The 13,442-nt window shown below is 68.5% G+C and carries 10 protein-coding genes and 1 pseudogene; 10 read left to right on the top strand and 1 reads right to left on the bottom strand.

What is annotated here, in order from left to right; all coding sequences use genetic code 11:
* Position 1: 1 nt before the first annotated feature.
* From ASC56_RS05285 to ASC56_RS05245, 9 genes are all read left to right on the top strand, one after another.
* Positions 2 to 376, top strand: coding sequence for a DUF4233 domain-containing protein (locus ASC56_RS05285; RefSeq protein ID WP_055490000.1), 375 nt, complete (start codon positions 2 to 4; stop codon positions 374 to 376).
* Between the two features lie 104 nt (positions 377 to 480).
* Positions 481 to 894, top strand: coding sequence for a nucleoside-diphosphate kinase (gene ndk, locus ASC56_RS05280; protein WP_055489999.1), 414 nt, complete (start codon positions 481 to 483; stop codon positions 892 to 894).
* A gap of 341 nt (positions 895 to 1,235) precedes the next feature.
* Positions 1,236 to 2,255 (top strand): rod shape-determining protein, encoded by a 1,020-nt coding sequence (locus ASC56_RS05275; protein WP_055489998.1) that lies wholly within the window; start codon positions 1,236 to 1,238, stop codon positions 2,253 to 2,255.
* 221 nt (positions 2,256 to 2,476) lie between these two features.
* Positions 2,477 to 3,421, top strand: a complete 945-nt coding sequence (mreC, locus tag ASC56_RS05270; protein ID WP_055489997.1) for a rod shape-determining protein MreC — start codon at positions 2,477 to 2,479, stop codon at positions 3,419 to 3,421.
* Between the two features lie 12 nt (positions 3,422 to 3,433).
* Positions 3,434 to 4,102 carry a rod shape-determining protein MreD gene (mreD, locus tag ASC56_RS05265; protein WP_055489996.1) on the top strand — a complete coding sequence of 223 codons (669 nt, stop codon included), beginning with the start codon at positions 3,434 to 3,436 and terminating at the stop codon, positions 4,100 to 4,102.
* A gap of 138 nt (positions 4,103 to 4,240) precedes the next feature.
* Positions 4,241 to 6,490, top strand: coding sequence for a penicillin-binding protein 2 (gene mrdA, locus ASC56_RS05260; protein WP_055489995.1), 2,250 nt, complete (start codon positions 4,241 to 4,243; stop codon positions 6,488 to 6,490).
* A complete protein-coding gene (rodA, locus tag ASC56_RS05255) occupies positions 6,487 to 7,686 on the top strand; it encodes a rod shape-determining protein RodA (RefSeq protein WP_055489994.1) in 1,200 nt (399 codons plus the stop codon). Before mrdA ends, rodA begins: the two co-directional genes overlap by 4 nt.
* Before the next feature lie 133 nt (positions 7,687 to 7,819).
* Entirely contained in the window at positions 7,820 to 9,541 is a 1,722-nt protein-coding gene (locus ASC56_RS05250) for a CYTH and CHAD domain-containing protein (protein WP_055489993.1), read from the top strand.
* A gap of 126 nt (positions 9,542 to 9,667) precedes the next feature.
* The gene (locus tag ASC56_RS05245) at positions 9,668 to 11,623 is read left to right on the top strand and encodes a TIGR03960 family B12-binding radical SAM protein (protein WP_055489992.1); all 1,956 of its coding nucleotides are present in this window, start codon (positions 9,668 to 9,670) and stop codon (positions 11,621 to 11,623) included.
* 103 nt (positions 11,624 to 11,726) lie between these two features.
* Here the strand turns inward: ASC56_RS05245 and ASC56_RS05240 are convergent, their stop codons facing one another.
* Complete coding sequence (locus tag ASC56_RS05240; RefSeq protein ID WP_055489991.1) at positions 11,727 to 12,080, bottom strand: DUF805 domain-containing protein; 354 nt, start codon at positions 12,078 to 12,080, stop codon at positions 11,727 to 11,729.
* Positions 12,081 to 12,877: 797 nt separating this feature from the next.
* Between ASC56_RS05240 and ASC56_RS40495 the strand changes: the two are divergent.
* Positions 12,878 to 13,442, top strand: a pseudogene (locus ASC56_RS40495) (hypothetical protein); the annotation flags it as partial.

Genomic DNA, 13,442 nt, shown 5'->3' with positions numbered 1-13,442 from the left:
CGTGCGTACGCTGTGTGCTTCGACCCTGATCGGCGAGTTCTTCGTCATCGGCTTCGCCGGTCTGGTCGCCATGAAGGACCCGAGCATGTCCATGGGCACGGTCTGGACCGTCAGCGGCATCGCCATGGCGGTCTGCATCCTGCTGTGCGGCCTGATCACCCGTCCCGGCGGCGTCCAGTTGGGCTGGGCCCTGCAGCTCGCGCTGATCGCCTCCGGTGTGTTCGTGCCGGCGATGTACTTCATGGGCGCGATCTTCGCGGCGCTGTGGTGGGCGTCCGTGCACTACGGAAGGAAGATCGACGAGGCGAAGGCCCGCTTCGCGGCCAAGAGCGACGACCACGGTCCGGGCACCACCACCAGCCCGTCCGGCGCTTGATCGAACACCGCCAAGAGGGCACCTGACGCTGCGTGACGTCCACCGGAGCCCGCCCTGTACCCTCTACGCACCCGCACCACCGTGACCTGTAAGGAGCCCCCCTCGTGACCTCGCGCACCCTCGTCCTCCTCAAGCCCGACGCCGTCCGGCGCGGGCTGATCGGCGAGATCATCAGCCGTATCGAGCGCAAGGCCGGCTGGACCATCAGCGCGCTGGAGCTGCGCACCCTGGACCAGGAGACGCTGGAGCAGCACTACGGCGAGCACAAGGGCAAGCCCTTCTACGAGCCGCTGGTGGAGTTCATGGCCTCCGGCCCGGTCGTCGCGCTCGTCGTCGAGGGTGAGCGGGTCGTGGAGGGGCTGCGCGCCCTGGCCGGCCCGACCGACCCGATCGCCGCCGCCCCCGGCTCCATCCGCGGCGACTACGGCGTGATCGTCCGCGAGAACCTGATCCATGCCTCCGATTCCGAGGAGTCCGCCGAGCGCGAGCTGAAGATCTTCTTTCCCGGCCGCTTCTGAGCGTCCGGATGATGAACTTCTGAACTCGTCCTGTGAATAATTCTGAGGCTTCGTCACGTCACTCGGATGCCTGAACACGGACGGCCGCGGAAACCTGTCGGGGAAACCCGGTCGTCCCGTGGCATATGCGTGCCGATCGGGGGAACGGCTACCCCCGAACGCCCGTCTCCACAAGCGAGGCGACGCGTCATCTGCTGACAATGGCGAAGACCCTCGCGCAGTGTTCGTGCAGGCGAGACTACGATGTAAGCCTTCACGCCACAGCACCCACTTCGCCGCCCCAACAAAAGCCAGCACACGCTCCACTTGGGAAGGCCAGACGAATCCTGATGGGGAACTCAATGTCGTTCATCGGCCGTGACATGGCTGTCGACCTCGGGACCGCCAACACGCTGGTGTACGTCAGGGGTCGCGGGATCGTACTCAACGAACCGTCCGTCGTCGCGATCAACACCAACACCGGTGGCATCCTCGCGGTCGGCGCGGAAGCGAAGAAGATGATCGGCCGGACGCCGGGCAACATCGTCGCCGTTCGCCCACTGAAGGACGGCGTGATCGCCGACTTCGAGATCACCGAGCGGATGCTCCGCTACTTCATCCTGAAGATCCACAAGCGGCGGTACCTGGCTCGTCCGCGGGTCGTCGTCTGTGTGCCCTCGGGGATCACGGGCGTTGAGCGTCGGGCCGTCATCGAGGCGTCCTCCCAGGCCGGCGCCCGCCAGGTGCACATCATCGAGGAGCCCATGGCGGCCGCCATCGGCTCCGGCCTGCCGGTCCACGAGGCCACGGGCAACATGGTGGTGGACATCGGCGGCGGCACCACGGAGGTCGCGGTCATCTCGCTCGGCGGCATCGTCACCGCCCAGTCCATTCGCGTCGCGGGTGACGAGCTGGACAACGCGATCATCCAGCACGTCAAGAAGGAGTACTCGCTCCTCCTCGGTGAGCGGACGGCCGAGCAGATCAAGATCACGATCGGTTCGGCGTACGACCTCGACTCCGACGAGCACACCGAAATCCGCGGCCGGGACCTGGTCTCCGGGCTGCCCAAGACCGTGGTCATCTCGGCGGCCGAGGTCCGCAGGGCCATCGAGGAACCGGTCAACGCGATCGTGGACGCGGTCAAGACGACCCTCGACAAGTGCCCGCCGGAGCTCTCCGGTGACGTCATGGACCGGGGGATCGTGCTGACCGGCGGCGGCGCCCTGCTGCGCGGCCTCGACGAGCGGCTGCGCCGGGAGACCGGCATGCCGATCCACATCGCCGAGGACCCGCTGGACAGTGTGGCGCTCGGCTCCGGCAAGTGCGTCGAGGAGTTCGAGGCACTCCAGCAGGTGCTGGACGCCCAGCCCCGCAGATGAGGCGACGCGCCGATTCCGCCGTACGAGACGATCTCCTCTCGTGCGGCGGATCGTTGATATAGAGACATAAGCGCCCCATACCATCCCCCATACCACCCCCGGGTCCCGCGCTCCGGGTCGTGCCCGCCAGGTGCTGCTCATCGGGTTCGCACCCACCGGGCACCGCGCACCCCGGGGCGCCCGCCCTATACATTCCGACGAGGAAGGCACGGCCGCCGCACGTGAGGGACACACGAGAGAGCCGGCTGCTCCTGGTGCTGCTGATCGCCATCGCGTTCGCTCTGATCACGGTGGACATCCGCGGCGGCCAGGGCTCTCCGGTCGAAGGTGCCCGCCAGGCCGCCGCCACGGTCTTCGGTCCGATCGAGAACGGGGTGTCGTCCGCCGTCGACCCCGTCGGCAACGCGATCGCGGCCGTACGCGACTCCGGCGGCCGGCACGACCGTATCGCCCAACTGGAGCGCGCCAACGCCACCTTGAAGGCGAAGCTGGGCAGCGACGACCGCAACCGCAGCCGCCTCAAGCAGCTCGACAGGATGATCCGGGTCGCGGGCGAGGGCCAGTACGGGATCAAGGGCGCGGAGGTCATCGCCATAGGAGCGGCCCAGGGCTTCTCCTGGACCGTCACCATCGACGTCGGCGCCAAGGACGGCATCAAGCGCGACATGACCGTCCTCAACAGCGACGGGCTGGTCGGCCGCGTCACCACCGTCGGCCCCGACACCTCGACCGTGCTGCTGGCCAACGACCCGGACTTCACCGTCGGCACCCGCATGGAGAGCAGCGACGAGCTCGGTTTCGCCTCCGGGCAGGGCGACCGTCCGCTGCGCGTGCAGCTCCTCAACGCCAAGGCCGACGTGAAGAAGGGCGACCGTCTGATCACCTTCGGCTCCCAGGCCGACAAGCCGTTCGTGCCCGGCGTCCCGGTCGGCGTGGTCTCACGGGTGGACCCCTCCGGCGGCGATCTGACCCGCACGATCTACGTGAAGCCGTTCGTGTCCTTCACCAGCCTCGACATCGTCGGAGTCGTCGTCCAGGCACCGAAGAAGGATCCGCGCGACACCGTCCTCCCGCCCAAGCCCCAGCCGACGCCCACACCGACCGTGACCGTCACCGTGACGCCCTCGGCCTCGGCCTCCACCCCCGGCCAGCAGCAGACGCCCTAGGAGCTGAACCACATGCGCCTCAACCGGATGCTGCTCTCCACCACCCTGGTGATCGTCGCCCTGGTGATCCAGGTGAGCGTCCTCGCCCGCCTCCATCTGCCCGGCGCCGTCCCCGACCTGGTGCTGCTGACCGTCGTCGGCCTCGCCCTGGTCTACGGCCATGTCGGCGGCTGTCTCATCGGCTTCGGCGCGGGACTGCTCTCCGACCTCGCCCCGCCCGCCGATCACGCCGCCGGCCGTTACGCCCTCGTGCTCTGCGTCATCGGCTACCTCGCCGGACTCGCCCGGCCCGAGAACGGCCGCCTCAAGTCCGCCAGCGGCCCGATGGCCGTGGTGGTCGCCGCCGCGATCGGCTCCACGCTGCTGTACGCGGCCGTGGGCGCCCTGGTCGGCGACACCGCCGCCCGCCATGTGGGCCTGTTCAGCCTGCTGTTCACGGCCGCCCTGTACGACCTGCTGCTCGCGCCCTTCGTGGTGCCCGGCATCATGGGCCTGGCCCGCCGCGCCGACAACGACCCGCTCGCCGAGACCAACTCCGCCAAGGCGGCCGATGTCTCCTCCGGCTGGCTCTCCTCCGGCACCGGGCTGCGCATCGGCAGCCAGCGCGGGGTACTGCGCGTCAAGGCGGCCAGAGCCCGGATGGCCCGCGCCGGGCGCATCAAGGGGGTCAAGCGGCTGTGACGACCCGTGAGCCGGCCGCGTGGCCGCACAGGTTGATCGTGTACTCGTATGACCCGTACGTACCCGGAGAGGGGGAGGCAGCAGTGACCAACGCCCACCCGTCTCCCACCGCCACCCTCGACGGAATGGGCTTCGCCCATGACTAACATCCCCGAGACGGGACGGACCCCGCGCGTCCAGATCCGGCTCGTCGTCATCCAGATCCTCGTCCTCTCCCTCCTCGGCACCCTCGGCGGCCGCCTCTGGTACCTCCAGATCCGCAACGGGGCCGAGTACGCCAAGGAGGCCTCCGGCAACCACGTCCAGCAGGTCGTCCAGCCCGCCGTGCGCGGAGAGATCCTGGACGCGCGGGGTGTCCCGCTCGCCGACAACGAGACCCGGCTGGTGGTCTCCGCGTCCCGCACCGACCTGCTGAAGATGAAGGACAAGGGCAAGGCGGTCCTCACCAAACTGGCCGGCGTCCTGGGCATGAACCCCCAGGAGGTCGTGGACAAGGTCCGCCTCTGCGACGCCAAGACCCCGCAGCCCTGCTGGAACGGTTCCCCGTACCAGCCGATCCCCATCACCGACACGGCCACCCCCCGGCAGGCCCTGCAGATCCGCGAGCGCTCCGAGGACTTCCCCGGCGTCACCGCAGAGCCCCAGGCCCTGCGCCGCTACCCGAGCCCCGGCGAGGCCAACACCGCCCAGGTGCTCGGCTATCTCTCGCCCGTCACCGACAACGAGATCCAGCAGGCCAAGAACACCAGCTCCCCCTACCTGCGCTCCGACCAGGTGGGCCGATCCGGCCTGGAGCGGCAGTACGACCAGGTGCTGCGGGGCAAGGCCGGCGTCACCCGTTACGAGGTCGACAACCTCGGCCGTGTCATCGGCAAGGCCAAGGGCGATGCCGCCCAGCCCGGCTCCAGACTGGTCACCAGCATCGACGCCCGTGTCCAGCGGGTCGCCGAGTACGAGCTGAACGAGGCGATGAAGGCCGCCCGCACCCAGTTCGACAAGAACAGCGGCGAGAACTACAAGGCGGACTCCGGTGCCGTCGTGGTGATGGAGGCCAGGACGGGCCGTGTCGTCGCCATGGCGTCCAACCCGACGTACGACCCGAACGTCTGGGTCGGCGGCATCTCCGCCAAGGACTACCGGCAGCTCACCGGCAAGGACTCCAACTACCCGCTGCTCAACCGGGCCATCCAGGGACAGGCGGCTCCGGGGTCCACCTTCAAGGTGGTGTCCACGGCCGGAGCCGTCGAGGCCGGTTACGCCTTCGACGGCCACTATCCCTGTACGGCCTCGTACTCGGTCGGCAGCCAGGTCTTCAAGAACTTCGAGGGGGAGAACTTCGGCCCGATCTCGCTCGGCCGCGCCCTCGAGGTCTCCTGCGACACCGTCTTCTACGGCCTCGCGGACAGCGAGTGGAAGAAGGACGGCGGCATCAACCCGAAGAAGACGCCCAAGGACTACTTCTTCAAGGCCGCCCACCAGTTCGGCCTCGGCAAGCCCACCGGCGTCGACCTGCCCAACGAGGTCTCCGGCCGCGTCCCCGACCGCCAGTGGAAGCAGAAGTACTGGGAGGCCAACAAGGACGCCTGGTGCAAGACCGGCAAGAAGGACGGCGACTACGTCCAGAAGATCGCGTACGAGAACTGCCTCGAGGGCAACAGGATGCGCGAGGGTGACGAGATCAACTACTCCATCGGCCAGGGCGACACCCTGGTGACGCCGATCCAGGAGGCCGTCATCTACTCGGCCGTCTCCAACGGCGGCACCCTGTGGAACCCGACCATCGGCAAGGCGATCATCAGCCCGGACGGCAAGCAGACCACCGAGATCAGGCCCCAGTCGCACGGCAGGCTGCCGATCACCAAGGAGACGCGGGACGGCATGGACCAGGCCTTCGCGGGCGTCGTCACCCGCGGTACCGCCGCCTGGAAGTTCGGCGGCTGGCCGCAGGACAAGATCCCGCTGCACGCCAAGACCGGTACCGCCGAGGTCTACGGCAAGCAGACCACCTCGTGGCTGGCCACGTACAGCAAGGACTACGCGGTCGTCATGACCATCGCCCAGGCCGGTACGGGCTCCGGCGCCTCCGGTGAGGCCGTACGCAAGATCTACAACGCGCTGTACGGCGTCCAGGGCGACGGCTCGATCGACAACAAGAAGGCCCTGCTGCCCACCCCGCAGAAGGACCTCCCCAAGATCCGGCCCGATGGCTCGATCGTCTCCCCGAAGATCGAGAAGTACGACCCGAACGCGAACCAGGCCCCCGGCCAGGACCAGCAGGGCGCGCCCACCGACAACCCCTCGGCCACCGTGCCCTCCCCGTCCGCGAGCAACCGCACCACCCGACGGCGCACGGACCGCCCGAAGAAGAGGCGGAGGATCCCGACGTGACCGGAGCGAACAACTTCTCCGTCCCCGGGTACGGCCCCGCACGGGCCGGCTGGACACGGGTCTTCGCCCGCGACAGCGTGGCCCGCCGCCTCGACTGGCCGATACTGCTGTCGGCCACGGCGCTGTCCCTGATCGGCATGGCCCTCGTCTACTCGGCGACCCGCAACCGCACCGAGATCAACCAGGGCGACCCGCACTACTTCCTGATCCGGCACCTGATGAACACCGGCATCGGGGTGGCCCTGATGATCGGCACGATCTGGCTCGGTCATCGCACCCTGCGCACGGCCGTGCCGATCCTGTACGGCGCCTCGGTCTTCCTGATCCTGCTGGTGCTCACCCCGCTCGGCGCCACCATCAACGGCAACCGCAACTGGATCGTCTTCGGCGGCGGCTTCTCACTCCAGCCCTCCGAGTTCGTGAAGGTCACGATCACCCTGGGCATGGCGATGCTGCTCTCGGCCCGGGTCGACGCGGGCGACAAGCAGTACCCCGACCACCGGACCGTGGCCCAGTCCCTGGGTCTGGCGGCCGTCCCGATGATGATCGTCCTGCTCATGCCCGACCTCGGTTCGACGATGGTCATGGTGATCATCGTGCTGGGCGTGGTGCTCGCCTCCGGCGCCTCCAACCGCTGGATCTTCGGCCTGCTCGCCGCCGGCGCCCTGGCCGCGGTCGCCGTGTGGCAGCTGCACATCCTGGGCCAGTACCAGATCAACCGCTTCGCCGCCTTCGCCAACCCGAGCCTGGATCCCTCGGGCGTCGGTTACAACACCAGCCAGGCGCGCATCGCGATCGGCTCCGGCGGACTGACCGGGGCGGGCCTGTTCCACGGCTCCCAGACCACGGGCCAGTTCGTGCCCGAGCAGCAGACCGACTTCGTCTTCTCGGTGGCGGGGGAGGAGCTGGGCTTCGTCGGCGCCGGTCTGATCATCGCCCTGCTCGGTGTCGTCCTGTGGCGGGCCTGCCGCATCGCCCGCGAGACGACCGAGCTGTACGGCACTGTCGTCGCCGCCGGGATCATCGCCTGGTTCGCCTTCCAGTCCTTCGAGAACATCGGCATGAACCTCGGCATCATGCCGGTCGCGGGCATTCCACTGCCGTTCGTGTCCTACGGCGGCTCGTCGATGTTCTCCGTCTGGATAGCGGTGGGCCTGCTGCAGTCGATCCGGGTACAGCGGCCGCTGTCGGCGTAGGGGGGACCGGACGACGCCGAAGTGCCGAGCCCCCCTCGTCGCCTCCTGACCCGCTGGATTCAGCCCCAGTCAGGAGGCGGATCCGTCTCGGCGGCCTCTGCCGCCCCGGCCCGATTGCCACTAGATTCGGGTCATGGCGGACACGAAGCGCGAAATCGAGCGGAAATACCAGGCCGCTGCCGGGGACGAACTTCCCGACCTGACCGGCGTCGACGGGGTCTCGGCCGTCATCGACCAGGGCGTCGCGGATCTCGACGCCACCTACTACGACACCCCCGACCAGCGCCTCTCCGCGTCGTCCGTCACCCTGCGCCGACGCACCGGGGGCGACGACGCCGGCTGGCACCTCAAGCTTCCGGTCTCCGACGACGTACGCGACGAGATCCACGCCCCGCTCTCCGACACCATCCCCCCGTACCTCTCCGGTCTGGTCCGCTCCCGCGTGCGCGACGCCGACCTGGTCCCCGTCGTCCGGCTGCGCTCCGCGCGCGACATCCGCCATCTCGTCGACGCCCACGGCGCCCTGCTCGCGGAGGTCAGCCTCGACCGGGTGCGCGCCGAGCGGCTGAGCGGCGGCACGGGCACCACTGAGTGGACGGAGATCGAGGTCGAACTGGCGGACGACGGCGACCCCGCGTTCCTCGACAAGGTCGAGAAGAAGCTCCGCAAGGCCGGGCTGAGCCGCTCCTCGGCCCCGTCCAAGCTGGCGAAGGCGCTGGAAGAGACGGGGACGGGCACGAGGGGCACCGGGACCGGGCCCGACCGGGCCACTGCGGGCAGGCGGGGGAAGCCCGCGGCGGCCGGTGCGGGGAGCGGGACAGAGTTCGCGGAGGCCGGGGCGGGCCGGCCGACGAAGTCGGCGGTGGGTGGCGGGGGGAAGCGGACGAGGCAGGACGGGGCGGTTGCGGAGAAGCGCACAGGGCCTGCCGGAGCAGATTCGCAGAGGCGCCCGAGGCCTGCATCGGCCGATCGGGGGCAGCCGCCGGTCACCGCGGGCGACCACGTCCTCTCCTACGTCCGCGCCCAACGGGACGCCATCGTCGAACTGGACCCCGCGGTCCGCCGGGACGTCCCCGACTCGGTGCACTCCATGCGTGTCGCCACCCGCCGGCTGCGCAGCACGTTCCGCTCGTTCGGCAAGGTCCTGGACCGCCGCGTCACCGACCCGGTCGCCGACGAGCTGAAGTGGCTGGCCGGTGAGCTGGGCATCGACCGCGACCGGGAGGTCCTCACCGAGCGCCTGATGAACGCGGTGTCCGAACTGTCCCCCTCGCTGCTCTCCGGGCCGGTCCGCAACCGCCTCCGCACCTGGTCGAACATGCGGCACGAGGGGGCCCGGGATCAGCTGATCGCCGTCCTGGACTCGGAGCGCTACCTGCGACTGCTGGAGACCCTCGACGCCCTGATCGCCGACCCGCCCCTGCGGAAGTCGGCCGCCGGCAAGCCGTCGAAGGTGCTCGCCAAGGCCGTACGAAGGGACTTCCGCAAGGTCGCCGACCTGGTCGGCCAGGCCCTCGACCTGCCCTCGGGCCATGACCGTGACGTCGCGATGCACGAGGCCCGCAAGAAGACCAAGCGCACCCGGTACGCGGCCGAGGCCGCCGCACCCGCGCTCGGCAAGCCGGCCAGGAGACTGGTCAAGGCGATGAAGTCCCTGCAGACCCTGCTCGGCGACCACCAGGACAGCGTGATGGCCCGCGAGGCACTGCTGGAGCTGTCGGCCCAGTCCTACGCGGCAAGGGAGAACACGTTCACGTACGGCGTCCTGTACGGGCGGGAGGAACAGCGCGCGGCGGCCGCGGAGGCCGCGCTGCCGCAGGTGTGGCCGGCGGTGAGGAAGAAGGCCAGGGTCTGAGCGGCCGAGCGGGCGGCAGCCGACAGCCGCGGTCGTCCGGGCGTCCGGGCGTCCGAGGAGGGCTCGCGCCCGCGTTAGGCTTGAGGGTCACCCCTGTCAGTTCCTCCTGCTCACGAAAGACGCGAGATGTCTGCCGAAGCCGCCGAGTCGGTGTTCCCGCAGCTCGAAGCTCTGCTCCCGCATGTGCAGAAGCCGATCCAGTACGTCGGCGGAGAGCTCAACTCCACGGTCAAGCCGTGGGACGCCTGTGACGTCCGCTGGGCGCTCATGTACCCGGACGCGTACGAGGTCGGCCTGCCCAACCAGGGCGTCATGATCCTCTACGAGGTCCTGAACGAGCAGGAGGGCGTCCTCGCCGAGCGCACCTACAGTGTCTGGCCGGACCTGGAGGCGCTGATGCGGGAGCACGGCGTCCCGCAGTTCACGGTGGACAGCCACCGCCCGGTGAAGGCCTTCGACGTCCTCGGCCTGTCCTTCTCCACCGAGCTCGGCTACACGAACATGCTGACGGCCCTCGACCTCGCGGGCATCCCTCTGGAGTCCAGGGACCGGGGCCTGGACGACCCGATCGTGATGGCCGGCGGCCACGCGGCGTTCAACCCCGAGCCCATCGCCGACTTCATCGACTGCGCGGTGATCGGCGACGGCGAGCAGGCGGTCCTGGAGGTCACCAGGATCATTCGCGCCTGGAAGGCGGAGGGCCGCCCCGGTGGCCGAGAGGAACTTCTCTTCCGGCTGGCGAAGACGGGCGGGGTCTACGTCCCGGCGTTCTACGACGTCGAGTACCTGCCCGACGGCCGCATCGGCCGTGTCGTCCCCACCAAGTCGGGCGTGCCGTGGCGCGTGTCCAAGCACACCGTCATGGATCTCGACGAGTGGCCCTACCCCAAGCAGCCGCTGGTCCCCCTGGCGGAGACGGTCCATGAGCGCATGTCCGTCGAGATCTTCCGCGGCTGCACGCGGGGCTGCCGCTTCTGCCAGGCGGGCATGATCACCCGCCCGGTCCGTGAACGCTCCATCACGGGCATCGGCGCGATGGTGGACAAGGGCCTGAAGGCGACGGGTTTCGAGGAGGTCGGCCTCCTGTCCCTCTCCTCGGCGGACCACTCGGAGATCGGCGACATCGCCAAGGGCCTGGCGGACCGCTACGAGGAAGACAAGATCGGCCTCTCGCTCCCGTCGACCCGGGTGGACGCGTTCAACATCGACCTGGCGAACGAGCTCACGCGCAACGGCCGCAGGTCGGGCCTGACCTTCGCCCCGGAGGGCGGCTCGGAACGCATCCGCAAGGTCATCAACAAGATGGTCTCGGAAGAGGACCTGATCAGGACCGTCGCGACGGCCTACGGCAACGGCTGGCGCCAGGTGAAGCTGTACTTCATGTGCGGCCTGCCGACGGAGACGGACGAGGACGTGCTGCAGATCGCCGACATGGCGACGCGCGTGATCCAGAAGGGCCGCGAGGTCTCCGGCTCGAACGACATCCGCTGCACGGTGTCGATCGGCGGCTTCGTCCCCAAGCCCCACACCCCCTTCCAGTGGGCCCCGCAGCTGAGCGCGGAGGACACGGACGCCCGCCTGGAGAAGCTCCGCGACAAGATCCGGGGCGACAAGAAGTACGGCCGCTCGATCGGCTTCCGCTACCACGACGGCAAGCCCGGCATCGTCGAAGGCCTGCTCTCCCGCGGTGACCGCCGCATCGGCGCCGTCATCCGCGCGGTCTACGAGGACGGCGGCCGCTTCGACGGCTGGCGCGAGCACTTCTCGTACGACCGCTGGATGAACTGCGCGGAGAAGGCGCTGGCCCCCTTCGGCGTGGACGTCGACTGGTACACGACCCGCGAGCGCTCCTACGAGGAGGTCCTTCCCTGGGACCACCTCGACTCGGGCCTCGACAAGGACTGGCTCTGGGAGGACTGGCAGGACGCCCTCGACGAGACGGAGGTCGAGGACTGCCGCTGGACCCCGTGCTTCGACTGCGGTGTGTGCCCGCAGATGGACACGGCCATCCAGATCGGGCCGACCGGGAAGAAGTTGCTGCCTCTGACGGTCAAGAAGTCCCCGACCGGCACGGGTCGTTAGAGGTACCGGTAGACCGTGGTGATCCCACTGCAGCCGTCGGGACTACCGCCAAAGGGAAAGGCCCGCCGGAATCTTCCGGCGGGCCTGCTTCGCTGGGGCTGGCTCAGACGGCCGGAGCCAGCTTCGGGTTGGTGCCGTACTGGTTCGGCTCCGGCTTGCCCTCGGTGGCGAGGAAGACGATCAGGACGATCGCGCCCACCAGGGGGATGAGGGAGATGAAGATCCACCAGCCGGACTTGCCGGTGTCGTGCAGTCGGCGGACCGTGACACCGATGCTGGGGAGCAGGACGGCGACGCCGTAGAGGATGCTGAGGATGTTGCTGTCCATGGCGCTGTCGATGACCGTCAGCACGATGCTGATGATCAGGTTGAACAGGAAGAACATCCAGTATTCCTGCCGACGGGCGCGGCCGTTGAACACCGCGTACTTCTTCAGTACGTCCACGTACCACTGCATTCTTGTCCCCCCAGGGATCACGGTGCGCTTGATCTCTATCAGATCAGGCCAGCATGGCGGAATCTAGGAGCTTGGTGTGTGCGGGTCAAGCCGTTACCCTGCCGCAGCCGTTCAGTGATCAGTGCGGGGCGAGGACGGGGCAATGGCGAGTCCGGGTCCGCTCGCTCCGTCAGAAGGGCCCTAGTCGCTGCCGCCGCCCTCCTAACGGCCTTGGCCGGTGCGCGAGTTGGTCCCGGCATTGGTTCCAGGGTCGGTTCCCGGGAGGTCGTTGACTGTGATGGCGGGCGGGGGATCCGATGGTGTGGGCACCTCGACGAGGAAGGGGACGAACACGATGTGGCCGCCCTTGTGCAGAGGCCTCATGGAAACCCGGTAGCACACGATCCTATTCGGGTCGCGAATGGTCTTGTAGCACTTGAGAACCGACTCCTGGGAATTCCGCGGTGAGGTGCTTGCCTCACTCGCTGAGGCGCCCCATATGGCGGCCCCCAAGCAACTCGAGGCCACCGCTGTAGTACTGACGCTCCACCAGATTGTCTTCTTCATATATCTCACCCCGAAGGCTGGAAGAGAGCTGAACACCACAGTAGGGCTTCACGGGTCGGTCTTTCGAATGATGGGTAATTCTGCCCACCTCGTCGGTTGATCTGCCTCTTGATCGCCTGAAGCCGACGGCCGACGCTTGAGTCATGTCCAAACAGGGAGGGATCTGCTGCTGCCGGTTCCGCCCACTGCGTCAACGTCACGTCGTGGGCGGGATCGCGAGCGCGGTGCCGAAAAGGAGAAAGGGGAACCCTGTGAGAGGCAAGATCGCACTGAGTGTCGCCGCAACAGTCGCGCTGGCCGGAGGGATGGTGGCGACCGCTGTCGCGCCGGCCTCCGCTGCCCCGAACGCGACGTGTCGGGTGGTAGGAAGTACCCTGACGGGCGAGAATTTCGCGCCCAATGGGTCGTTCACCGTCACGCCTGGAGGGACCGCGGTGCAATCTTCTGCTGCCGGTCTCATCGGGCCGAAGGCCGTTACGGGTGCGGGCCCGTTCGCGGTGGGTCCTGTGACCTGCACCGGCGCGGCTGCATCGGCAACGGCATCGGCAGGAAACGGAGCCGCACTTGCCGTGGCTGCCGGAACGAGTGCGGCACAAGCGGCGAAGGCGAAAGGCGCCTCTGCACAGCAGGTGAAGGCGGCGGCCATAGCGGCGACAGAATCCAAGGCGAAGAGCCTCGGCCTGTCTCAGACGGCGATCACCCAAATCATTACTCAGACGACCAACAACGTGAACCAGATTGTCAATTCGCCTGGTTCGGTCCTCGCCGTAGGCACCCAGACGGGGACTCAGCAGGCCAATCCGCAGGCCAATCCGC

Origin of the sequence: Streptomyces sp. TP-A0356, from assembly GCF_001417775.1 — a bacterium.
Lineage (GTDB): Bacteria > Actinomycetota > Actinomycetes > Streptomycetales > Streptomycetaceae > Streptomyces.
This window is presented reverse-complemented; position numbering and strand designations above follow the sequence as displayed.